Genomic DNA, 22,714 nt, shown 5'->3' with positions numbered 1-22,714 from the left:
GGGTCGGCGCCGACGGCCATGCCGTGTAGTCGGGATCCCGTGCGAGAGCCACACCTGTCCCGCGGCGCGCGGGCCGGACCCGCGCGCCCCGGGAGGCGGCTACTTCGCGTCCGTGCCGCCGTCGGTCTTCTTCGGCTCGCTGTCGGCCTTCGCCTCGGCGGCCGCGACGTCGTCGGCGGGCTCCTCGTCCTTCTTGCCGAGGTCGACCTTCTCGTCGGAGGCGGAGGCGGCGTCGGCGTCCTCGGACTCGGTGAGGGAGGAGGCGTCGTCGGGAACGGCGTCGGCGTCGGCCTTCAGGTCGTGCTCGATGCCGTGGACGATGCGGTTGTACTCGTCGTCGGAGAGGACGGCACCGATGGAGTTCTTGGCGAAGAGCAGGTCGACGCCCGGGCCGGCGTCGAGGAGGACGGTGTCCTCGTTGACCTCCTTGACCGTGGCATACATGCCCCCGATGGTGCGTACGCCGGAACCGGGCTGCATCTGGTTCCGCATGTCGACGGCCTGCTGCTGCTTCTTCTTGGCCGACCGGGTCATCAGGAACATGGCCCCGATGAGCACGATGAACGGGAGGAGGGTCACGAGACTCACGGGTCGGAACTTCCTTCACACGACCGCGGGGTGAGCGGCCTGATGGTTGGGGGTATGCATGCCGCCGACAACGGCGGCATCGGCGGAGTCTAAGCGAGTCCGCGTGCAAGGAACAACGCTCAGCATGGCACCGAGGTTCCTGACCCGGCCAATGCCCGCGCCGTCGCGCCCCCGGTCAGGCGTCCTCACGTCCCGAACAGGTCTCCTTGTCCGTTTGACGCGGTCTGCGAGCCGGGCGGGGTGAGACCGAGGTGGGCCCAGGCCGCCGGGGTGGCGACCCGGCCGCGCGGGGTGCGGGCCAGCAGCCCCTCCCGGACCAGGAAGGGTTCCGCGACCTCCTCCACGGTCTCGCGCTCCTCCCCCACCGCGACGGCGAGGGTGGACAGGCCGACGGGTCCGCCGCCGAAGAGCTTGAGCAGGGCCTGGAGCACGGCCCGGTCCAGCCGGTCCAGGCCCCGGGCGTCGACCTCGTAGACCGCGAGGGCGGCGGCGGCGATCTCCTCGGTGATCCTGCCGTCCGCCTTGACCTGCGCGTAGTCCCGGACGCGGCGCAGCAGCCGGTTGGCGATGCGGGGCGTGCCGCGGGAGCGGCCGGCGATCTCGGCGGCGCCGGACGCGTCGATCTCGACGTCGAGGAGGTGCGCGGAGCGGTGGACGACGCGCTCCAGCTCGGCCGGCTCGTAGAACTCCATGTGGGCGGTGAAGCCGAAGCGGTCGCGCAGCGGGGGCGGCAGCAGTCCCGCGCGGGTGGTGGCGCCGACCAGGGTGAAGGGCGGCAGTTCCAGCGGGATGGCGGTGGCGCCGGGGCCCTTGCCGACGATCACGTCGACCCGGAAGTCCTCCATCGCCATGTAGAGCATCTCCTCGGCGGGCCGGGACATGCGGTGGATCTCGTCGAGGAAGAGGACCTCGCCCTCCTGGAGCGAGGAGAGGATCGCGGCGAGGTCGCCGGCGTGCTGGATGGCGGGGCCGGAGGTGATGCGGATGGGGGCGCCCATCTCCGCGGCGATGATCATCGACAGGGTCGTCTTGCCGAGGCCGGGGGCGCCGGAGAGCAGGACGTGGTCGGCGGTGGCGCCGCGCGCGCGTGCGGCGCGCAGGACCAGGTCGAGCTGTTCGCGGACCTTCTCCTGTCCGATGAACTCGCCCAGGTCCTTGGGGCGCAGCGCCGCCTCGACGGCCTGGTCCTCACGGTCGGCGACAGAACCCACCAGCCGCTCGTCGGCGGGGGTGTCGGTCGTGTCGTCCCAGTTCATGTGGTGTGCCTCGGGCTCTCGGGGTCAGCGGGCTCGGTTCAGTGTCTGCAGGGCCGCCTTGAGCAGCTGCCCCACCTGCGGGGTGCCCTCGGCGGCCTCCGCCTGCGGCGCCACGGCGGTCACGGCCTCGTCGGCCTCGCGGGTGGCGTACCCCAGGCCGATCAGGGCGGCGTGCAGCTGGTCGCGCCAGCCCTGGCTGACCGGGGCGCCGACCGCGGGGGCGCCGAGGGGCTCGCCGAGCCGGTCCTTCAGTTCCAGCAGCAGCTTCTGCGCGCCCTTCTTGCCGATGCCGGGGACGGCCATGAGGGCCTTCTCGTCGCCGGTGGCGACGGCACGGCGCAGGGCGTCCGGGGTGTGCACGGCGAGCATCGCCTGGGCGAGCCGCGGTCCGACCCCGCTCGCCGTCTGGAGCAGGACGAAGACCTGGCGCTCGTCGTCGTCGGTGAAGCCGTAGAGGGTCAGCGAGTCCTCGCGCACGACCAGGGAGGTCGCCAGCTTGGCGGGGCTGCCGACGCGGAGGGTGGAGAGCGTGTTCGGGGTGCACTGCACGGCCATGCCGACACCGCCCACCTCGACGACGGCGGCGTCCGGGGCGAGTGCGGCGACCGTGCCGCTCACGAAGGCGATCATGCGGTGCGGCCTTTCGAGGCTCGGGTGGTGTGCAGGGCCACGGCCTGCTGGAGGCGGTTCTGCGCGGGGGCGCGCCAGATGTGGCAGATGGCGAGGGCGAGGGCGTCGGCGGCGTCCGCGGGCTTCGGCGGCGCGCCGAGCCGGAGCAGCCGGGTCACCATGGCGCCGACCTGCGCCTTGTCGGCCCGGCCGCTGCCGGTGACGGCGGCCTTGACCTCGCTGGGCGTGTGCAGGGCGACGGGGATGCCGCGGCGGGCCGCGCAGAGCATGGCGACGGCGCTGGCCTGGGCGGTGCCCATCACCGTGCGGACGTTGTGCTGGCTGAAGACGCGCTCCACGGCGACGAACTCGGGCCGGTGCTCGTCGAGCCACTGCTCGATGCCCTGCTCGACGGCGACCAGGCGCTGTGCCGGCTCTGCGTCGGCGGGCGTGCGGACGACCCCGACGCCGAGCATCGTCAGCGGTCGGCCCGCGACCCCTTCGACGACGCCGACCCCGCACCGGGTCAGTCCGGGGTCCACCCCCAGTACGCGCACCGCGCCCCCTCCCTCTCGACTGCCTGTTCGTGCAGGCTATCGGCCGCCACCGACAACGGCGGCGGGCCGGTGGGGTGTGTCCCACCGGCCCGCCGAAGTCGCTCAGTGCGCGACAGCGCTACGCGTCGACCTTCTCCATGACCTCGTCGCTCACGTCGAAGTTGGCGAAGACGTTCTGCACGTCGTCGCTGTCCTCCAGGGCGTCGATCAGCTTGAAGATCTTCTTGGCGCCCTCCTCGTCCAGTTCGACCTGGACGGACGGCACGAAGCTGGAGTCGGCGGAGTCGTAGTCGATGCCGGCCTCCTGGAGCGCGGTGCGGACCGCGACCAGGTCGGTGGCCTCGCTGATCACCTCGAAGGTCTCGCCGAGGTCGTTGACCTCCTCGGCGCCGGCCTCCAGGACGGCGGTGAGGACGTCGTCCTCGGTCAGCTCGCCCTTGGGGACGATGATCACGCCCTTGCGGCTGAACATGTACGACACCGAGCCCGGGTCGGCCATGTTGCCGCCGTTGCGGGTCATGGCGACGCGGACGTCGGAGGCGGCGCGGTTGCGGTTGTCGGTGAGGCACTCGATGAGCACCGCGACACCGTTGGGACCGTAGCCCTCGTACATGATCGTCTCGTAGTCGGCGCCGCCGGCCTCGAGACCGCCGCCGCGCTTGACCGCGGAGTCGATGTTCTTGTTGGGGACCGACTGCTTCTTGGCCTTCTGGATGGCGTCGTAGAGCGTCGGGTTGCCCTCGATGTCGACGCCGCCCATCCGGGCCGCGACCTCGATGTTCTTGATCAGCTTCGCGAAGAGCTTGCCGCGCTTGGCGTCGATCACGGCCTTCTTGTGCTTCGTCGTAGCCCATTTAGAGTGGCCGGACATCTGCCTGTCTCCTTCGCGTAACCCATCCAAACAACGAACGCCAGAGATCCTACAAGGACTCGGCCGTCCGGGCGGCGCGCACCATGTCGACGAAGAGGCCGTGCACGCGGTGGTCGCCGGTCAGTTCCGGGTGGAACGACGTGGCCAGCGCGTTGCCCTGGCGGACGGCGACGATGTGGCCGTCGTGCTCGGCGAGCACCTCGGTCTCGGCGCCGACGGACTCCACCCACGGGGCGCGGATGAAGACGCCCTCCACAGGATCGCCCGGAACGCCCTTGACGTCGAGCGCGGCCTCGAAGGACTCGTTCTGGCGCCCGAAGGCGTTGCGGCGCACGATCATGTCGATGCCGCCGACGGTCTCCTGGCCCGAGCGCGGGTCGAGGATCTTGTCGGCGAGCATGATCATGCCCGCGCAGGTGCCGTAGACCGGCATCCCGGCCGCCACGCGCGCACGGAGCGGCTCCATGACGCCGAACAGGACCGCCAGCTTGGAGATGGTGGTGGACTCACCGCCGGGGATCACCAGGCCGTCCACCTCGGCGAGCTCATCGGGCCGCCGCACCGGCCTGGCCACGGCGTCCGCCGCGGCCAGCGCGATGAGGTGCTCCCGTACGTCGCCCTGGAGTGCGAGCACTCCGACCACGGGAGAGGTCATCACCAGCCCCGGTTGGCGTAGCGCTCGGCCTCGGGGAGGGTGTCGCAGTTGATGCCGACCATGGCCTCGCCCAGGTTGCGGGAGGCGTCCGCGATGATCTTCGGGTCGTCGTAGAAGGTGGTGGCCTTCACGATGGCGGCGGCGCGCTTGGCCGGGTCGCCGGACTTGAAGATGCCCGAGCCGACGAAGACGCCCTCGGCGCCGAGCTGGCGCATCAGCGCGGCGTCGGCGGGGGTGGCGACGCCACCGGCGGAGAACAGGACCACCGGGAGCTTGCCCAGCTCGGAGACTTCCTTGACCAGCTCGTACGGGGCGCGCAGCTCCTTGGCGGCGGCGTACAGCTCGTTGTTGTCGTAGCCGCGCAGCTTGGCGATCTCGTTCTTGATCTGGCGCAGGTGGCGGACGGCCTCGACGACGTTGCCGGTGCCGGCCTCGCCCTTGGAGCGGATCATCGCGGCGCCCTCGGCGATACGGCGCAGGGCCTCGCCCAGGTTGGTGGCGCCGCAGACGAAGGGGGTCGTGAACGCGAACTTGTCGCTGTGGTTGACCTCGTCGGCCGGGGTGAGGACCTCGGACTCGTCGATGTAGTCCACACCGAGGGACTGCAGGACCTGGGCCTCGACGAAGTGACCGATGCGGGACTTGGCCATCACCGGGATGGAGACCGCCTCGATGATCTCCTCGATCATGTTCGGGTCCGACATCCGGGCGACTCCGCCGTCCTTGCGGATGTCGGCGGGAACCCGCTCCAGAGCCATGACGGCCACGGCGCCGGCGTCCTCGGCGATCTTCGCCTGCTCGGCGTTGACCACGTCCATGATCACGCCGCCCTTGAGCTGCTCGGCCATGCCGCGCTTGACTCGTGCGGTGCCGGTGGCGGGAGCCTGGTTCTCGGTGGTGGACACGGATTGACCTCACTGACGTGAAAAGAGGGTTTCTGCAGGACCGAGGAAACGTGAAGGAACCAGTCCACAGCAAGGGCCAATGGTGAGGCGGTGGATCGTTTTCCCTCGCGGGTGGCTCCGCGCCCGGTCCTCGGCCCTGTTACGCCGCGCGGTCGGTCAGGGCCGGCGGGGCCTCGTCGTCCATCTCGAAGGCCATCGGGAACGGCGCGTGACCGGCCAGCCGGAACCAGCGCACCTTGCGGTGCCGGCGCAGCGCGCGGGCGGCCCGGACGGCGTCGTTGTGGAAGCGCCGGGCCATCGGCACCCGGCGCACCGCCTCGGTCAGCTCCTTGGCTGCGGCCTCTCCGCCGGGCGCCCGGCGGACCTCCTCGACCTGCTGGGCCTCGGCGAACACCGCCCTGAGCGCCTGGCTCAGTTCGCTCTCGGCGACCTCCCGGTGCTCCTCCTCGGCCTGCCGGGCGGCGTGCGCCGCCTCGTACAGGACGATCGAGGCGGCCGGGTCGAGGACGTTGGAGGTCGCGAGTTCCTGGGCCACCGAGGCACGCCTCAGGAGCTGCGCGTCCAGCCCGGCGCGGGTGGCGTCGATCCGGGCGTGCAGCCGGTCCAGCCGGCCCGCGGTCCAGCTGAGATACAGGCCGATCGCGACCAGGGCGACGAGGATCCAGATCAGGGTTGCGGTCACGGGCGGCAAGGTTACCGAGCCCCGGCCCACGGACCGCGCGCACCCGTGTCCCGCGTGCGCCCGCGGGACCGGCCCGGCGCGCCCTGGCGCGTTCCGGCGGTGCCCTCCGGCCGACCGCGCGGCACCACCGCCCCCGCACCGGGGGCGGCCGATGGACCGGGCCTCGCCTGCCGCGCGTGCCCGGAGGCGGGCGCAAGCAGCGGGCTCGCGGCATCGACGCGGGACGGGGACCGGTGCCGGCATGCTCCGCGCGGGCCCGGCACGCCCGCGCGGCCCGGCACACGCGTCAGCACACCCGCGTGGGCCCGGCACACCCGCTCACGCCCCGCGCGCGGGGTCACTCCCTGGCCAGGCCCAGGCGGGCCCTCAGGCCCGTCGTGCGTTCGTCGGCCGCCACCGCGGTCGTGCCGTCGGTGACCGTCTCGTACACCGACAGGATGTCCGCGCCGACCGTCGACCAGTCGAACCGCCGGACGTGGGCGCTCCCCCGCTCCCGCAGTTCCGCGCGCCGCGCCGGGTCCTCCAGCAGCCGTACCGCCGCCTCGGCGAGCGCCCCCGCGTCCTCGTTCGCGAAGAGTTCGCCCGCCGCGCCCTGGTCCAGCACCTGGGCGAAGGCGTCCAGGTCCGAAGCGAGCACCGGCGCCCCGGCCGACATCGCCTCGACCAGGATGATCCCGAAGCTCTCGCCGCCGGTGTTGGGCGCGACGTACAGGTCGACGCTGCGCAGGAAGCGGGCCTTGTCCTCGTCGCTGACCATGCCGAGGAACTCCACGCGCGAGCGCAGCTCGGCGGGCAGGTCCTCGACCGCCTCCTCCGCGTCACCGCGCCCGGCGACCAGCAGCCGGGTCTGCGGCCGCGCGGCGAGGATCTTCGGCAGCGCCTTCATCAGGACCGGCAGCCCCTTGCGGGGTTCGTCGATCCGGCCGATGAAGCCGATCGTGTCGCCCTGCCACTCCGGCTTGGGCTCGGCCTTGGCGAAGAAGTCGACGTCGACGCCGTTGGGGATGACCACGGCGTCGCCGCCGAGGTGTTCCACCAGGGTCCGCCGGGCGTACTCGCTCACCGCGATCCGCGCGCTGATCTTCTCCAGGGCTGCCTGGAGGATCGAGTACGCGGCGATCATCGCCTTGGAGCGCGGGTTGGAGGTGTGGAAGGTGGCGACCAGCGGGCCCTGCGCGGCCCAGCAGGTCAGCAGGCCGAGCGACGGCGAGGACGGCTCGTGGATGTGGACGACGTCGAAGGCGCCGTCGTGCAGCCAGCGCCGTACGCGCGCGGCCGAGAGGAACCCGAAGTTCAGCCGGGCCACCGAGCCGTTGTAGGGCACCGGGACCGCGCGGCCGGCCGAGACGACGTACGGCGGCAGCGGGGTGTCGTCGTCGGCGGGGGCGAGCACCGAGACCTCGTGGCCGAGGCGGATGAAGTACTCGGCGAGGTCACGGATGTGGAACTGGACGCCGCCCGGCACGTCCCAGGAGTACGGGCAGACGATGCCGATTCTCACGACGGGCCCTTCCCGGGTTCCAGGTCGGCGACCCACAAGCGCTGGAGCATGTGCCAGTCCTCCGGATGCTCGGCGATCCCCGTGGCGAAGGCGTCGGCCACCGCCTGTGTCATGACGGACGTCTTCTCGGCCCGGGTACCTGACTCGGGCACCTCGACCGGGGGATGCACCCGTCCCCGCATGACCGGGGAGTCGTCGTACCAGAGGGTGACCGGCAGCAGCAGGGCGCCGGTCTGCTGGGCGAGCAGCGCGGGCCCCGCGGGCATCCGGGCCGTCTCGCCGAAGAACTCGACCTCGACGCCGGAGGCGGACAGGTCGCGGTCGGCGACCAGGCAGACCAGGCCGCCGTCGCGCAGCCGCCGGGCCAGCGTGCCGAAGGCCGTGCCGCCGCTGTGCGGCAGCACCTCCATGCCGAGGCCCTCGCGGTAGGCGACGAACCGGTCGTACAGCGTCTCCGGCTTCAGGCGCTCGGCGACCGTGGTGAACGGCGTCTGAAGCTTGGTGGTCACCCACGCGCCGGCCAGGTCCCAGTTGCCGAGGTGCGGCAGCGCCAGGATGACGCCCTTGCCGCTCGCCAGTCCCTCGGTCAGGTAGTGCACGTCCTTGGGGTCGAACCCGGTCCTGACCCGGTCCGCGCTCCACGCCGGCAGCCGGAAGGACTCCATCCAGTAGCGCAGGTAGGAGCGCATGCCGGCGCGGGAGAGTTCCGCGAGGCGTTCCGGGCTCGCGTCCGGCACCACGCGCGCGTAGTTGCTCTCCAGCCGCCGCACGCCCTTGCCGCGCCGCTTCCAGGCGAGGTCGGCGATGGACCGGCCCAGGCGCACCGCGACCGGCTCGGGAAGCTTCTTGACGGTGCTCCAGCCCAGGCCGTACAGCGCGTCGGTCAGCCGTTCCTGGGCGCTCATTTCGCCGCCTCGCTCCCCTGCGGAGCGTCCTCGGGCGCGGCCGCCGCGTCCGCCTCCGCGGACTCCCGGCGTACGGTGACGACCCGCTGGATCAGCGTGACCAGGCTGCCGACGGCGACGATCCACAAGGCGACGGGCAGCAGGTACTGGATCCCGGGCACGCCGAAGTCGTGCAGACCGGCGAGGCCGGCCGCGACCAGGGAGATCACCAGGCGCTCGGCGCGCTCGACCAGGCCGTTGACGGCGACCGGCAGCCCGATCGACTCGCCCCGGGCCTTGGTGTACGACACCACCTGGCCGCTGGCCAGGCAGAAGATGGAGACGGCGCACAGGACCAGGTCGTCGCCGCCCCCGGCGTACCAGAGGGCGAAGCCACCGAAGATCGCGCCGTCGGCGACCCGGTCGAGCGTGGAGTCCAGGAAGGCGCCCCACCGGCTGGAGCGGCCCAGCTGGCGTGCCATGTTGCCGTCGACGAGGTCGGAGAACACGAAGAGCGTGATCACGACCGTGCCCCAGAAGAACTCGCCCTGCGGGTAGAAGACCAGCGCGCCCGCCATCACGCCGGCTGTGCCGATCAGCGTGACCGTGTCGGGGCTCACGCCCCGCCGGATCAAGAACGCGGCGAACGGTGTGAGGACACGCGTGAAGAATGCACGCGCGTACTTGTTCAGCATGGCCTTCCCGAGGTTCGGTGTGGCCGCGCGGCCCCTGCTGGCCACCGGCTGGCCCATCGTAGCCACGCGCGCGCGTGGGCGGCGGCCGGGCGTCGGATCACGGCGGGCCCGGCACCGGCCGCCGCGATCGCGTCCGCCGTATGGACGCACCGTGACCGGAGTGGAAAGCTCGAAGGACCGCGGGCGTCACCGGAGCCGCCGTCGCCGGGGCACCTCCTGGCCGTCAGTGCGGGAGGACGGGCAGGCCCGCGCCCACTGAAGACCTCACCGTGCACGGGAGGCAAGGCCATGGGCGACAAGGCGAACGCACACCCCGGGGCCGCCGGCAGGGCTACAGCGGCCGACCACCCCGCGTCCGTACGGAATGTGGTGCTGGTCGGCCACAGCGGTTCGGGCAAGACGACACTGGTGGAAGCTCTCGCGCTGACAGCGGGGGCGGTGAACCGGGCGGGCCGTGTGGAGGACGGCGGCACCGTCTCGGACTACGACGACATCGAGCACCGGCAGCACCGGTCGGTACAGCTCTCCCTGGTGCCGGTCGAATGGGACGGCATCAAGATCAATCTTCTGGACACCCCCGGGTACGCCGACTTCGTGGGGGAACTGAGGGCCGGTCTGCGAGCAGCGGACGCGGCCCTCTTCGTCGTCTCCGCCTCGGACGGCGTGGACGGCTCGACCCGCATGGTGTGGGAGGAGTGCGCGGCGGTCGGCATGCCGCGCGCCATCGTGGTCACGCACCTGGAGTCGGCGCGCGCCGGCTACGAGGACATGACCCGGATCTGCGCCGAGGCGTTCGGCGCCGACGATCCCGACGCGGTGCTGCCGCTCTACCTGCCGCTGCACGGTCCGCAGGCGCCGGACGGGCACGCGCCCGTGACCGGCCTGGTCGGGCTGCTGTCGCGGAAGCTGTTCGACTACTCCTCCGGGGAGCGCGTGGAGTCGGACCCCGGTGAGGACCGGCTGCCCGGGATCGAGGAGGCCCGCAACCGGCTGATCGAGGGGATCATCGCCGAGAGCGAGGACGAGACCCTGATGGACCGCTACCTCGGCGGCGAGCAGGTCGACGTCAAGACGCTCATCGAGGATCTGGAGCGGGCCGTGGCGCGCGGGGTCTTCTTCCCCGTGCTGGCCGCCGCGCCCGCGGCCGAGGGCGCCCGGCAGGGTCTCGGCACGATCGAGCTGCTGGAGCTGGTCACGGGCGGCTTCCCGACGCCGCTGGAGCGCGCGGTGCCCCGGGTGACGACCGTCGCCGGCGAGCCGCGCGAGCTGAAGCCGTGCGATCCCGGCGGACCGCTCGTCGCCGAGGTGGTGAAGACGGCGTCCGACCCCTATGTCGGCCGGATCTCGCTGGTCCGGGTCTTCTCCGGCACCCTGCGCCCGGACGCGACGGTCCATGTCTCGGGCCACGGGCTCGCCGACCGGGGGCACGAGGACCACGACGTCGACGAGCGGATCGGCGCCCTTTCGGGGCCGTTCGGCAAGCAGCAGCGGGCCCTGTCGCACTGCATCGCGGGCGATCTGGCGTGCGTGGCGAAGCTGAGCCGCGCGGAGACCGGCGACACGCTCTCCGCCAAGGACGACCCGCTGCTGATGGAGCCGTGGGAGATGCCCGACCCGCTGCTGCCGCTCGCCATCCAGGCGCACAGCAAGGCGGACGAGGACAAGCTCTCCCAGGGGCTGTCCCGGCTGGTCGCCGAGGACCCCACGATGCGGCTGGAGCAGAACCAGGACACCCACCAGGTCGTCCTGTGGTGCCTCGGCGAGGCGCACGCGGACGTCGCCCTGGAGCGGCTGCGCAGCCGCTACGGCGTGCAGGTCGACGTCGTGCCGCACCGGGTCTCGCTGCGGGAGACGTTCGCCGGGCCCGCCGGCGGGCGCGGCCGGCACGTCAAGCAGTCCGGCGGGCACGGCCAGTACGCCATCTGCGAGATCGAGGTGGAACCCCTGCCGGGCGGCTCGGGCATCGAGTTCGTCGACAAGGTGGTCGGCGGGGCGGTGCCGCGGCAGTTCATCCCGTCCGTGGAGAAGGGGGTCAGGGCCCAGGCCGCCCGGGGCGTCGCGGCCGGGCATCCGCTCATCGACGTACGGATCACGCTCCTGGACGGCAAGGCCCACTCGGTGGACTCCTCCGACGCCGCGTTCCAGACGGCGGGGGCGCTGGCGCTGCGGGAGGCGGCGGCCGACGCCAGGATCCACCTGCTGGAGCCGGTGGCCGAGGTGACGGTGCTGGTCGGCGACGAGTACGTGGGTTCGGTGATGAGCGACCTGTCCGGGCGGCGGGGCCGGGTGCTGGGCACCGAGCAGACGGCGGGCGGGCGGACGCTGATCCGCGCGGAGGTGCCGGAGATCGAGATCGGGCGGTACGCCGTGGACCTGCGCTCGCTGTCCCACGGCACGGCCCGGTTCAACCGCTCCTACGCGCGGCACGAGCCGATGCCGGCCCAGGTCGCCGAGCGGATCCGGGAGGAGCTGCGGGATTCGGCCTAGTTTTCGGCCTGGTTGAGGCCGGGCGGTGCCGAACGGGCCCCGCCAGGGGGGTACTTGCGGGGCGCTCCCCTCCCGTCGGCGGGCGGCTTCGGCCGTCCGCCGACGAAGCACCGGCGGCTGCGGATACGCTGATCACCTGATCAACAGGTGTGCCGGGTAAGGAAGTCGGGAAGGCCGCAGTACGACAGTGGGCGGCGATCGGGGGCGGGAATGGCCGTTGACGGCGGTTACGGGGACATCTTCGGACCCCAGGTGCCGCGCACGGGCGACGAGGGGCAGGCGGCGACGTTCGCCCTGGCCTCCGCGGCCTACCGCGACACCGAGGTGGAGAAGATACTCGACGCCAACAGCGAGTGGCACGAGTCGTCCGTCAAGGCGGGCAAGGTCAAGCTGTTCAGGCCGAACCTCGGCGAGGCGTTCTCCCGCGCGGTCGTGGACCGCATGGTCGGCCCGAGCCGGGGGCCGCTCATCCAGTCCTTCGGCGCCGAGCCGCAGGCGGTCGTGGAGCACTGCCTGGCGGCCAACAACATCCGCAAGGAGCGGGACAACCGGCTGACCGTGGTCATGGTCCTGTGCGGGGTGCTGTTCCTGCCCGGACTGCTGATCTGGCTGCTCGTCTTCCAGCTGCGCACCACCATGGCCAAGCGCGAGGACAAGCGGGCCGGCGCGCTCGCCACCGCGCTCCTCGTCGCGGTCGGCGCGCTCGCCGTGATCTTCCTGGTGCGGATGCCGTTCACCGGCTTCTGGGCCTGGTACGCGCGCGCGGCGGTCGTCATGCCGGTCGTCGGCTGGTTCCTGGCCAAGCAGATCTGCGAGCGCACCGCCAAGGACCTGCGCGAGCGCTGGGACGGCCTGCTCGCGGGCAGCAGTGTCGGCGCCAAGGTCCCCGAGGCCGTGCCGAGCGCTCCCGGTGAGAACGCGGCAGAGCAGCTCCGCCAGGCCCTGGCCAAGCTGAGCGCCGAGCAGCAGTCCAACTCCGTCTTCTACGCCGGGCCCAAGGGCATCCTCGGCATGGGCACCCGCTGGGGCAGCTGGCAGCTGGCCGAGGACCTGGCGCCGGCCGATCCGCAGCGGGAGATCCATCCGTTCCGCAGCTGGGACGTCATACGTTCCATCCACGACCAGCTGAAGATGCTGGCCCGCGGGCCGCTGAACACCGGCGGATTCCCCACGCCCTCGATCCGGCACTGGATCGTCACCCCGGTCGGTGAGAACGCCAAGGCGGTCTCCCGTCCCGACGGAACCGACATCGAGGCGTACCAGTTCAAGCAGCACGCCATACAGGAGATCTGCAACAAGCAGCAGTTCGGCGCGGGCAACCGGCACTACCTGGGCGTCCAGTGGACGCTGTGGGACGGCCAGTTGGTCATCACCATGCTGATCACGGTGACCGTGCTGCACGAGACGCTGCGCATCGAGGTCACCGGCCACGCGCTCGGCCCGGTGCACTCCCTGTTCACCTCGAAGTCGGCGGCGCCGACCAAGGAGGTCCAGAAGTCCCTCAAGCCCTGGGAGAACCGGACGATCAAGCTGCCGCTGGTCGGCACCGACGAGGTGGTCCGGCTCGCGGCCCGCGCGCCGCTGGGCTGGTATCCGCCGCTGCTGAACTGGCTCGGCGGCACCCTGAGCCTGCCGGAGCCGTTCGGGCTGCGGCACGCCTGGGCCGACAAGCCGTGGCGGCACCGGTTCATGGCCGACGACGCGCTGCGGGCGGCGACGCCGGTGCTGCGGGTGGTGCACGCGGCGGCGCTCAAGGTGCTGGCGGAGAACGGCGTGGACACCGAGAAGTTCGGCGCCCGCTCGGCGTTCCTCAGCACCCAGGTGCAGGACCCCTCGCCGCGCAAGGCCGACGTCTACGACGCGTAGGACGGCGCCGGTCCGGCCGGGTCCGTACGGCGGACCGGGCCTCAGGCGCTCGCCGGCCAGGCCTCCGCGAGCATCTTCCGGGTGTCGGCCAGCAGTTGCGGCAGCACCTTCGTGTGGCCGACGACCGGCATGAAGTTGGTGTCGCCGCCCCAGCGCGGAACGACGTGCTGGTGCAGATGGGCCGCGATGCCCGCCCCCGCCACCGTGCCCTGGTTCATGCCGATGTTGAAGCCGTGCGCCCCGGACGCGGTGCGCAGCGCCGTCATCGCCTGCTTGGTCAGGGCCGCGAGCTCGACGGTCTCGAGCTCGGTGAGGTCGGTGTAGTCCGCGACGTGACGGTAGGGCACGACCATCAGGTGGCCGCCGTTGTACGGGTACAGGTTCAGCACCGTGTAGACGTGCTCGCCGCGCCGGACGACCAGGCCGTCCTCGTCGGATTTGGCCGGGATCGAGCAGAAGGGACAGCCGTCGTCGGCGCCTGGGCCGGTCGGCTTGTTCTCGCCCTGGATGTAGGCCATCCGATGGGGGGTCCACAGACGCTGGAACGCGTCCTGCGTCCCCACTCCGATCTGCTGCTCCGGCTCACTCTTCATGCAGTGCAGCATATGGCTTCGCCCGTTCGGGGCGTGTCGCCGGGGCGGCCTCGGGGCCCGCACCGGCCAAGCTGGGCCGGTGGACGACGACAGCCCCGCTGCCCGCTGGGAGCAGCGCACCGAGATCCCGCTCTTCCTGGCCTCGCTGCTCTTCCTGGCCGCCTATGCCGCTCGCGTTCTTGCCGTGAGCATGCCCACCTTCTGGAAGGACGTGTGCGGCTGGACGATGCTGGCGCTGTGGCTGCTGTTCGGCGTGGACTACGTGGTGCGCTGGCGCCTGAGCGGGCAGCGCTTCCCGCGGTTCGTCAGGGCCCACTTCCTGCACACGGTGGTGGTCCTCCTGCCGCTGCTGCGGCCGCTGCGGATCGTGCCGCTCTACGACGTCATCCAGCGCCGCCAGGGGGAGCCGCGGCTCTCCCTGCACGCGCGGGTGATCTCCTACGCGGGTCTGTCGACGCTGCTGCTCGGGTTCGCCGGAGCCCTCGCCGTCTACCAGCTGGAGCGCGGGGCCCCCGGGGCGGACATGACGTCGTTCGGGGACGCGGTGTGGTGGGCCGCCGCGACGCTCAGCACGGTCGGCTACGGCGACATCGTGCCCGTGACCACGGGCGGGCGGGCGATCGCGATGGCGATGATGGCGGGCGGGCTGGCCCTGCTCGGCGCGGTGACGGGCTCGTTCTCCTCGTGGCTGCTGCAGATCTTCGCCCGTGAGAGCGACAAGAGGCCCCCGGAGGCCTGAAGCCTGCCGGGGGCCCCGCGCGCGATGCCGGATCAGACCTGCGCCCGCTCCTCGACGACCTTGTGGATCTTCTCGATCGCCTCGTCGAAGGGGATGCCGTTCTCCTGCGAGCCGTCGCGGTAGCGGAAGGAGACGGCGTTGTTCGCCAGGTCCTCGTCGCCCGCGATGACCATGAAGGGCACCTTCTGCTTCTGGGCGTTGCGGATCTTCTTCTGCATGCGGTCGGAGGAGGAGTCCACCTCGACCCGCAGACCCTTGCGCTTCGCGGCGGCCGCGAACTTCTGCAGATGGTCCACGTGACCGTCGCCGATCGGGATGCCGATCGCCTGCACCGGCGCCAGCCAGGCCGGGAAGGCACCCGCGTAGTGCTCCAGCAGGACCGCGAAGAACCGCTCGATGGAGCCGAACAGGGCGCGGTGGATCATGACCGGGCGCTGCTTGGTGCCGTCCGCGGAGGTGTACTCCAGGTCGAAGCGCTCCGGGAGGTTGAAGTCGAGCTGGATCGTCGACATCTGCCAGGTGCGGCCGATGGCGTCCTTGGCCTGCACGGAGATCTTCGGGCCGTAGAACGCGGCGCCGCCCGGGTCCGGGACCAGGGGCAGGCCCTGCTTCTCGGCGACCTCGCGCAGCGTCTCGGTCGCCTCCTCCCAGACCTCGTCGGAGCCGACGAACTTCTCCGGGTCCTTGGTGGACAGCTCCAGGTAGAAGTCGGTCAGACCGTAGTCGCGCAGCAGCCCGAGGACGAAGGTGAGCGTCTTGTCGAGCTCCTCCGACATCTGCTCACGGGTGCAGTAGATGTGCGCGTCGTCCTGGGTGAAGCCGCGCGCGCGGGTCAGGCCGTGCACGACGCCGGACTTCTCGTACCGGTACACGGTGCCGAACTCGAACATGCGCAGCGGCAGTTCGCGGTAGGACCGGCCGCGCGCGTCGAAGATCAGGTTGTGCATCGGGCAGTTCATGGGCTTGAGGTAGTAGTCCACGCCCTCGTCGAGCTGCATGGGCGGGTACATGCCGTCGGCGTACCAGTCCAGGTGCCCGGACGTCTCGAAGAGCTTCCCCTTCGTGGCGTGCGGGGTGTAGACGAACTCGTAGCCCTCCTCCTCGTGCCGGCGGCGCGAGTAGTCCTCCATGACCCGGCGGACGATGCCGCCCTTGGGGTGGAAGACGGCGAGGCCGGAGCCGATCTGCTCCGGGATGGAGAACAGGTCGAGTTCGTTGCCCAGCTTGCGGTGGTCGCGCTTCTCGGCCTCGGCGAGGAAGTCGAGGTACGCCTTCAGCTCGTCCTTCGACGGCCAGGCGGTGCCGTAGATGCGCTGGAGCATCGGGTTCTTCTCGCTGCCGCGCCAGTAGGCGGCCGCGTTGCGCATCAGCTTGAACGCCGGGATCAGGCGGGTGGAGGGCAGGTGCGGACCGCGGCAGAGGTCCTTCCAGCACAGCTCGCCGGTCTTGGCGTCCAGGTTGTCGTAGATCGTCAGCTCGCCGGCGCCGACCTCGACGTCCGCGCCGTCGTCGCTGGAGGCGGAGCCCTTGAGGCCGATCAGCTCCAGCTTGTAGGGCTCGTCCGCGAGCTCCTCGCGGGCGGCCTCGTCGGTGACGACGCGGCGGGCGAACCTCTGCCCGCGCTTCTGGATCTCCTGCATCTTCTTCTCGACGGCCTTGAGATCCTCGGGCGTGAACGGCTTCTCGACGTCGAAGTCGTAGTAGAAGCCGTCCTTCACCGGCGGGCCGATGCCCAGCTTGGCCTCGGGGAAGAGCTCCTGCACGGCCTGGGCCATCACATGCGCGGTGGAGTGCCGCAGGATGTTGAGGCCGTCCTCGGAGGCGATCTCGACGCCCTCGACCTCCTCGCCGTCGGCGGGGACGTACGACAGGTCCTTCAGCTCGCCGCCCACACGCGCGGCGATGATCGAACGCTCGCCTGCGAAGAGCTCGGCGGCCGTAGTCCCCGTCGTCACCACGCGCTCTTCCCGCTCGGAATCGCGTTGGATGATCACACGGACGTCTGACACCGGTCTCTCCTGACTGCAGGTGGGGTGCGGCGCCATACCGGGAGCGCGCGCATTGAGGGATCGTACCGACCCCCACCCGCCGGAGGCGAAATCATTCCCCTCCGGCGGTCTCCTCGAAGAAGGCCGTCAGCTCGGCGGTCTCCTGGAGCGACTTCATCAGCCGGTCCCGCTCCGCCTCGTCGACCTGCACGGGTACGACGCCGTGGACCCCGGTGAGCTTGCGGAAGCCGCCCCGGCTCTCCAGCCGCCCGTGCACCTTCACCGGCAGCCCGACGAGGTGCGCGTGGCCGGCGACACGGTAGGCGTCCTCGTCCAGCGAGAGCCGGACGTACGGGATCTCGGCGCCGGCCAGCACCCGCAGCCGTACCGTGCCCTCGCCGCGCGGCCCCGACCTGCGCATCCGCACCACGGCGCCGGTGACGCGCACCGGCACGGAGGGCTCGGCGCGCAGATAGCGGGATCCCGCCTCGCGCAGCACGGGCAGGTCGCCCGGGGAGAACTCGACCGCCTCCGCGCCGGCGGAGCAGCCGTCCGGGACCCCGGCGGCGGGCGCCCACTCGACGGCGACCCGGGCGCCCTCGGTGCCGCGGACCAGGGCGACCAGGGCCTCGGTCAGCTCCCGGCTGACGCCGGCCTCGACGGCGCCGTCGAAGGCGTCCATCCCGCCGGTGGCGCGCCGGTAGTCGATGGCCTCGCGGACCGCGTACAGCGCCTGGTGCAGGCGTACGGCGAGGGGGCGGCCGCCGGCGACGGGCACGAAGGCGGTCAGGCCGCGGCCGCCGTCCGGTGAGCCCACCAGGACGTTCTCCAGCAGCGCGGCGGCGGGGCGGCGGTGCCGGGCACCGTGGTAGCCGGCCCGCGCGCGGGTGGCGAGGGCGGCGGCGAGCAGGGTCTGGCGGACGGCGGCGCGCAGCTGCTCCTCCACCGTCCAGGACGCGCTGCCGCCGGGTCCGGCGGGGACGTCCCGCCACCAGCGGATCTCGTCGCTGGGCACGGCGAGGGAGACCAGCACCTCGCGCGCCGAGGGAGTGGCGCTGCGTGACAGGGCGAGGAGGGCCTCGCCGAGGAGGTCCTCGCAGTCGGGGAAGGCGTGGTTCTCGGGGACGAGCAGGCTGGTTCCGCCGCCGCCGGGGCCGGGCGGGGTCCAGCGGCCGTACCGCCCGGGGGCGCCGCCGCGGCGCTGCCAGCCGTGCCGGCGCAGCAGGGCGCCGAGCACCGCGGGGTCGACCTGGCCGGGCTCGGGGGGCCGGTGCCAGGCGGCGTCGACGGGGTGCGGCCGGACCGGCCTGAGGGGCCCTTCGACCGGGCGGTGCGTCATGGTCTGCCTCCGGTCCCGACCCGCGTCATGATCTCGCACAGCGCGCGGTCGTCGAAGATGCGTGCGGTCGGGACGCGCACGGTGGTCCGGGTGCGCCCGGTGACCGGGTGGCCGGCGAGGTTGACCCAGTAGCAGCAGTGCCTGAGGTCGAGGCGGTCGTGGCTGGCGCGCAGCCAGTCGTCCTGCGCGCGCGGGACCAGCATCACCACGAGGATCTTGTGCACCGAGACCGGGGTGCGGGCGAGCTTGCGCAGGTGGTCGTTGTCCAGCGTGAAGGAGAAGGTGCGGCCGGGCGGGTTGGGCGGGATCTGGTAGGTGGCCTTGAGCTGCACCTTGATGGTGACCTCGTCGTCGATGGTGTGGCCGGGCGCGCTGTGGCTGACGTGCCAGTCGATGCCGTTGTCGGGAAAAGGCTGGGACAGCGAGCAGCCGGCCGCCGCCGCGACCGCGTGCAGATAGCCCACCTGCAGTGTCTCCATACAGGCGGTGGTGGCGAGTGTGCCGCGACGGGGGCCCGTACGGTCGGGCAGCAGCCCGCCCCGCTCGGGCTGCGCTATCGCCATGACGAACAGCCTTCCCAGCCAGATGAATTGCCCGCACCGGGGCGTCGACGAGTTCCACTCCGGGCCGCTGAACTGCACATACCCGTACCTCTGTTGTCTCCTACCGGCGTACGGCGCAAACAGCCCGGGTATCACCAAACGGGCAGCGGACGGTGCGTCAGCTGCCGTGGGTGAACGAGGGGTTGTGTAGGTATGGCGAGCTGGTATGAGGGCCCGCTGGCGGCATTCGACACGGAGACCACGGGTGTGGACGTCGAGACCGACCGAATCGTTTCGGCGGCCGTCGTCGTCCAGGACGCCCCGGGCTGCCGGCCTCGGGTGACCCGGTGGCTGGTGAACCCGGGCGTGCCGGTGCCGGAGGCGGCGACGGCGGTGCACGGACTGACGGAGGAGCATCTTCAGCGCAACGGCCGCTGGCCGGCGCCGGTGATGCACGAGATAGCCGGAGAACTGGCCGAACAGGCCACCGCGGGACGCCCGTTGGTGGTGATGAACGCGCCGTTCGACCTGACGATGCTGGACCGGGAGCTGCGCCGCCATCGGGCGTCGTCCCTGGACCACTGGTTCGAGAGCGCACCGCTGCTGGTGCTCGATCCGAGGGTCCTGGACAAGCATCTCGACCGGTACCGCAAGGGACGGCGCACGCTGACCGACCTGTGCGCGCACTACGGCGTCACGCTGGACGGCGCCCATGACGCGGGCGCGGACGCGCTGGCCTCGCTGGAGGTCGTGCGGGCGGTGGGGCGCCGGTTCGCGGCGCGGCTGGAACGGCTGTCGCCCGCCGAACTGCACACGCTCCAGGCGGTGTGGCACGCGGCGCAGGCGCGCGGGCTCCAGGCCTGGTTCGCCCGCAGCGGTACGGAGGAGATGGTGGATCCCGCCTGGCCCCTGCGCCCGGACCTGCCGGCGGCGGCATGAAGAAAGCCGGTCCGTACGGATACGGACCGGCTTTTCCCGGTGGGCGATACTGGGTTCGAACCAGTGACCTCTTCGGTGTGAACGAAGCGCTCTCCCACTGAGCTAATCGCCCGGGAACGGACTGAACAATACAGGTCCGGGAGGCGTTCCTTCAAACCGCTTCCAAGTGGGCGCGCAGTCCGCGCCGTCCGGCCCGCATCATCAGCCAGTGGTTGACGCGGAAGGCGGGCCGGCCGGGCACGGCGAGCCTGCGCAGCAGCGGCTTGCGCACGTCGACGACCTGCTCGTAGCGGGCCAGGCTGCCGGTGCCGTGCGCGGTGACGGTCCAGCGCGCCCAGCCTTCGAGGTCCCCGGAGAGGGCGATCTCCAGCACCCCGGCGGCCGGGTCGCGCCGCGCCTCGCGCGCCGTGAAGGTCAGCCCGTACGGCAGGGCCGAGCGGACGTGGATCACTCCGGAGGTGTCGTCGAGGCGGCGCACCTCGCGCACCTGGGGCCACCAGCGGGGGTAGTCCTCGGCGTGCTCCAGGGCCGCGTAGACGGCGGCGGGCGGCGCGGGCAGGGTCCAGCGGCTGTCGAATCGGTAGTGCGACCAGTCCATGGCCGGAGTCTGCCCGCCCACCGGCGCCGGGCCGCGCATCCGCGGACGTGGCGAGGATGAGTACGTCCTGAGTACGCGCACTCATGTCGCGGCGGGTGACGCCGACCACACTCCTCGGTATGACGCACATCCCCTCCCCCGCCGAGGAGTTGCGGCTCCTCGACGCGGAGCTGCGGCAACTGGACGCCCGCCGCTCGCAGTTGCTCGCCCGCCGCGGCTGGCTGGTCGCCACCCTCCGGACGTCCCGGCCGGCGCCGGCCGCGCCGCCGCGCCCCGAGGCCTCCCCGCCGCGGGTGCAGAACGTGCTGCTGGTGCTCGGCGGCACCCTGCTCACCATCGCCGCGATGGCGTTCACCCTGGTCGGCTGGGGTCACCTGGGCATCGTGGGCCGGTCGGCGGTGCTGGCTGCGGTCACGGTGGCCGCGCTGACGGCACCGCTGCCGCTGCTGCGGCGGGGCCTGCGCTCGACGGCGGAGGCGGTGGCGGGGCTGGGTCTGGCGCTGACGGTGCTGGACGCCTACGCGCTGCACCGGGTCGCGCTCGGCGGGGTGGACGGCGTCGGCTACACGACGGTCGCGACGGCGGCGCTCGCCGGACTCTGGACGGCGTACGGGCTGCTGCCGCGCACGGCCGGGCTGCGGCTGCCGCTGCCCGCCGCCCTGATCGCCGCCCAACTCCCGTTGACACTGTGGGCGTTCGCCGCCGAGGCGGGCCCCTACGGACATGCCGCCGCCGCCCTCGCGACGGCCGCCCTCGACACGGGCGTGGCCCTGCGGGTACCGGCCCGTTCGGTCCGGGTAACGGCGACCGTCCTGGCGTACACGACGGGCGCCGCGGGCGCGCTGACGGCCGGGGGCCTGTCCTGGGCGGCCACCGGTCCGGGCGCCGCCGCCCGTGCGGCGGCGCTCCTCCTGCTGGCGGCGCTGATCGCCCTCACGGCCGCCCGGCGCACCGCGACGGTGGCGGCCCCGCTCGCCGGGGCGCTCCTGGTCGCCGCCGCGGGCTCGGTGCCGCGGGTGGCGCTGCCCGGGGTGTGGACGGTCCCGGTGTACCTGCTGTGCGGCATCGCCCTGCTCGCGGTGGTGCGGGTGGAGCGGGTCCCCGAGCCGGTCCGGCTGGGCCTGGTCCGGGCCTCGGCCGGGGTGCAGGCGCTGGCCGTGCTGTGGGCGGCGCAGACCGTCGCCGTCACCCTGACGGGTCCGCTCGCCTGGCTCGGCCGCCCCTGGGAGGGCGCGCCGTCGGACGCCCGGGCCGCGGTGACGGCCGAGGTGCCCTGGCCGCCGTACGCGGAGACGGTTCCGCTGGTGCTGGCCGCGGTGGCCGCGGTCCTCGCCGTCACCGCCCGCCCCGGAGCGCGGGCGGCGGCGCTGGTCCTGGCCGCGGCGACCGCGTTCGTCTTCCCGCCGGTACTGGAACTCCCCTACGCCGCAGGGCTGTTGGTGTCCTGCGCGGTCGCGGCACTGGTCCTGGCGCCGAGCTTCCCGGCGGCGGCGCCCCTCGCTCCGGTGGCGGCCGCGCACGCGGTTCTCCTCGCCCTCGCCTCCAGGTCCGCGACGCTGACCGTACTGACGGCGCTGACGCTGCTCTTCGCGATGGCCGCCCGGAACCGGGCGCTCATGGCCGCCCCAGTCACGCTCGCCCACGCCACCGCGCTGGCCTGCGCGATCGGCGCCGCCGCCGACTGGGCACCGGAGCACACCGCGCCGCTGGTCCTCGTGGTCCCGGCGGCCGCCGCGCTGCTCGCCGGGCGCCTCGGCGCCCCGGCGGGGGTGGCGGTCGAGGTGACCGGCGCGGCGGCGGGACTGCTCGCCGTGGGCCTCGCCGTCACCGACCCGCCGATGCTGGCCCTCGTCCTGGCCCTGTGCGGGGTGCTGACCGGCGCCACGGCGCTGCGGCCCGACCGCCGCCGGGCCGGGTACGTCTCGGCGGCCCTCCTGGTCCTGGCCACCTGGGTCCGGCTGGCCGCCTGGGAGGTCACCACGCCGGAGCTGTACACGCTCCCGGTGACGATCCCGGCCCTGCTCGTCGGCGCGCTGCGCAGGCGCCGCGACCCGCGGACCTCGTCCTGGACGGCGTACGGGCCGGGCCTGGCCGCGACCCTGCTGCCGAGCCTGCTCGCGGCCTGGGCCGACCCGCACTGGACGCGCCCCCTCCTGCTGGGCCTCGCGGCCCTGTCGCTCACCCTGCTGGGCGGCGGCCATCAGCTCCAGGCACCGCTGCTGCTCGGCGGCGCGGTGCTCGCCCTGGACGCCCTGCACGAACTGTCCCCGTACATCGTCCAGGTCACCGACGCACTCCCCCGCTGGGCGCTGCCCGCACTCGCCGGACTCCTGCTGCTCGCACTGGGCGCGACGTACGAGCAGCGGATCAGAGACGTCCGACGGGTGCGGGATGCCCTGGGGAGGATGGACTAGCCGGTC

21 protein-coding genes and 1 tRNA gene are annotated in these 22,714 nt (G+C 72.6%); 5 read left to right on the top strand and 17 right to left on the bottom strand.

All coding sequences use genetic code 11. From position 1 onward, the window contains the following. Positions 1-99: 99 nt before the first annotated feature. The 11 genes from yajC to pgsA all read right to left on the bottom strand — a co-directional run bounded on the left by yajC (position 100) and on the right by pgsA (position 9,260). Entirely contained in the window at positions 100-588 is a 489-nt protein-coding gene (gene yajC, locus AB0E07_RS34820; RefSeq protein ID WP_362261045.1) for a preprotein translocase subunit YajC, read from the bottom strand. A 185-nt stretch (positions 589-773) separates the two neighbouring features. Beyond that, on the bottom strand, positions 774-1,844 hold the full coding sequence (ruvB, locus tag AB0E07_RS34815) for a Holliday junction branch migration DNA helicase RuvB (protein WP_362261043.1): 1,071 nt from the start codon (positions 1,842-1,844) through the stop codon (positions 774-776). A gap of 24 nt (positions 1,845-1,868) precedes the next feature. After that, the gene (gene ruvA, locus AB0E07_RS34810) at positions 1,869-2,474 is read right to left on the bottom strand and encodes a Holliday junction branch migration protein RuvA (RefSeq protein ID WP_362261041.1); all 606 of its coding nucleotides are present in this window, start codon (positions 2,472-2,474) and stop codon (positions 1,869-1,871) included. Next, positions 2,471-3,010 carry a crossover junction endodeoxyribonuclease RuvC gene (gene ruvC, locus AB0E07_RS34805; protein WP_362261039.1) on the bottom strand — a complete coding sequence of 180 codons (540 nt, stop codon included), beginning with the start codon at positions 3,008-3,010 and terminating at the stop codon, positions 2,471-2,473. Before ruvC ends, ruvA begins: the two co-directional genes overlap by 4 nt. 118 nt (positions 3,011-3,128) lie before the next feature. Then, positions 3,129-3,881, bottom strand: coding sequence for a YebC/PmpR family DNA-binding transcriptional regulator (locus tag AB0E07_RS34800; protein ID WP_362261037.1), 753 nt, complete (start codon positions 3,879-3,881; stop codon positions 3,129-3,131). A gap of 49 nt (positions 3,882-3,930) precedes the next feature. Beyond that, positions 3,931-4,536: a pyridoxal 5'-phosphate synthase glutaminase subunit PdxT gene (pdxT, locus tag AB0E07_RS34795; RefSeq protein WP_362261035.1), complete on the bottom strand. Its 606-nt coding sequence runs from the start codon at positions 4,534-4,536 to the stop codon at positions 3,931-3,933. After that, positions 4,536-5,441, bottom strand: coding sequence for a pyridoxal 5'-phosphate synthase lyase subunit PdxS (gene pdxS / locus AB0E07_RS34790; RefSeq protein ID WP_362261033.1), 906 nt, complete (start codon positions 5,439-5,441; stop codon positions 4,536-4,538). Before pdxS ends, pdxT begins: the two co-directional genes overlap by 1 nt. Before the next feature lie 139 nt (positions 5,442-5,580). Further along, a complete protein-coding gene (locus tag AB0E07_RS34785; RefSeq protein ID WP_362261031.1) occupies positions 5,581-6,123 on the bottom strand; it encodes a hypothetical protein in 543 nt (180 codons plus the stop codon). A gap of 337 nt (positions 6,124-6,460) precedes the next feature. Next, on the bottom strand, positions 6,461-7,624 hold the full coding sequence (locus AB0E07_RS34780; RefSeq protein ID WP_362261029.1) for a glycosyltransferase family 4 protein: 1,164 nt from the start codon (positions 7,622-7,624) through the stop codon (positions 6,461-6,463). Continuing rightward, entirely contained in the window at positions 7,621-8,529 is a 909-nt protein-coding gene (locus tag AB0E07_RS34775; protein WP_362261027.1) for a phosphatidylinositol mannoside acyltransferase, read from the bottom strand. The genes AB0E07_RS34780 and AB0E07_RS34775 overlap by 4 nt, the downstream gene beginning before the upstream one ends. Beyond that, positions 8,526-9,260 carry a phosphatidylinositol phosphate synthase gene (gene pgsA / locus AB0E07_RS34770; protein WP_362261025.1) on the bottom strand — a complete coding sequence of 245 codons (735 nt, stop codon included), beginning with the start codon at positions 9,258-9,260 and terminating at the stop codon, positions 8,526-8,528. Before pgsA ends, AB0E07_RS34775 begins: the two co-directional genes overlap by 4 nt. 231 nt (positions 9,261-9,491) lie before the next feature. Here pgsA and AB0E07_RS34765 point away from each other — a divergent pair, with 231 nt between their 5' ends. Both AB0E07_RS34765 and AB0E07_RS34760 read left to right on the top strand, forming a co-directional pair. Then, positions 9,492-11,690 (top strand): elongation factor G-like protein EF-G2, encoded by a 2,199-nt coding sequence (locus AB0E07_RS34765; protein WP_362261023.1) that lies wholly within the window; start codon positions 9,492-9,494, stop codon positions 11,688-11,690. A gap of 210 nt (positions 11,691-11,900) precedes the next feature. Then, positions 11,901-13,556, top strand: a complete 1,656-nt coding sequence (locus tag AB0E07_RS34760; RefSeq protein WP_362261021.1) for a hypothetical protein — start codon at positions 11,901-11,903, stop codon at positions 13,554-13,556. Positions 13,557-13,597: 41 nt separating this feature from the next. Here AB0E07_RS34760 and AB0E07_RS34755 read toward each other — a convergent pair whose 3' ends face one another. Then, positions 13,598-14,161 (bottom strand): HIT domain-containing protein, encoded by a 564-nt coding sequence (locus AB0E07_RS34755; RefSeq protein WP_362261019.1) that lies wholly within the window; start codon positions 14,159-14,161, stop codon positions 13,598-13,600. Between the two features lie 67 nt (positions 14,162-14,228). On the opposite strand from AB0E07_RS34755, the gene AB0E07_RS34750 reads away from it, so the two are divergent. Then, a complete protein-coding gene (locus AB0E07_RS34750; RefSeq protein ID WP_362261017.1) occupies positions 14,229-14,888 on the top strand; it encodes a potassium channel family protein in 660 nt (219 codons plus the stop codon). 32 nt (positions 14,889-14,920) lie between these two features. On the opposite strand, the gene thrS is transcribed toward AB0E07_RS34750, so the two are convergent. From thrS to AB0E07_RS34735, 3 genes are all read right to left on the bottom strand, one after another. Next, on the bottom strand, positions 14,921-16,897 hold the full coding sequence (gene thrS / locus AB0E07_RS34745) for a threonine--tRNA ligase (protein ID WP_362261015.1): 1,977 nt from the start codon (positions 16,895-16,897) through the stop codon (positions 14,921-14,923). A 91-nt stretch (positions 16,898-16,988) separates the two neighbouring features. After that, complete coding sequence (locus AB0E07_RS34740; RefSeq protein ID WP_362261013.1) at positions 16,989-18,215, bottom strand: hypothetical protein; 1,227 nt, start codon at positions 18,213-18,215, stop codon at positions 16,989-16,991. Beyond that, positions 18,212-18,778, bottom strand: coding sequence for a DUF4365 domain-containing protein (locus tag AB0E07_RS34735; protein WP_362261011.1), 567 nt, complete (start codon positions 18,776-18,778; stop codon positions 18,212-18,214). Before AB0E07_RS34735 ends, AB0E07_RS34740 begins: the two co-directional genes overlap by 4 nt. Positions 18,779-18,970: 192 nt before the next feature. Between AB0E07_RS34735 and AB0E07_RS34730 the strand changes: the two genes are divergently transcribed. Then, positions 18,971-19,696, top strand: a complete 726-nt coding sequence (locus AB0E07_RS34730) for a 3'-5' exonuclease (protein ID WP_362261009.1) — start codon at positions 18,971-18,973, stop codon at positions 19,694-19,696. A 40-nt stretch (positions 19,697-19,736) separates the two neighbouring features. Here the strand turns inward: AB0E07_RS34730 and AB0E07_RS34725 are convergent. Further along, a tRNA-Val gene (locus AB0E07_RS34725) sits at positions 19,737-19,808 on the bottom strand. A 39-nt stretch (positions 19,809-19,847) separates the two neighbouring features. Then, the gene (locus tag AB0E07_RS34720) at positions 19,848-20,294 is read right to left on the bottom strand and encodes an SRPBCC family protein (RefSeq protein ID WP_362261007.1); all 447 of its coding nucleotides are present in this window, start codon (positions 20,292-20,294) and stop codon (positions 19,848-19,850) included. A gap of 119 nt (positions 20,295-20,413) precedes the next feature. On the opposite strand from AB0E07_RS34720, the gene AB0E07_RS34715 reads away from it, so the two are divergent. Next, positions 20,414-22,708, top strand: a complete 2,295-nt coding sequence (locus AB0E07_RS34715; RefSeq protein ID WP_362261005.1) for a hypothetical protein — start codon at positions 20,414-20,416, stop codon at positions 22,706-22,708. Positions 22,709-22,714 lie beyond the last annotated feature (6 nt).

Origin of the sequence: Streptomyces sp. NPDC048002 (assembly GCF_040653275.1) — a bacterium.
Classification (GTDB): Bacteria; Actinomycetota; Actinomycetes; order Streptomycetales; family Streptomycetaceae; genus Streptomyces.
This window is presented reverse-complemented; position numbering and strand designations above follow the sequence as displayed.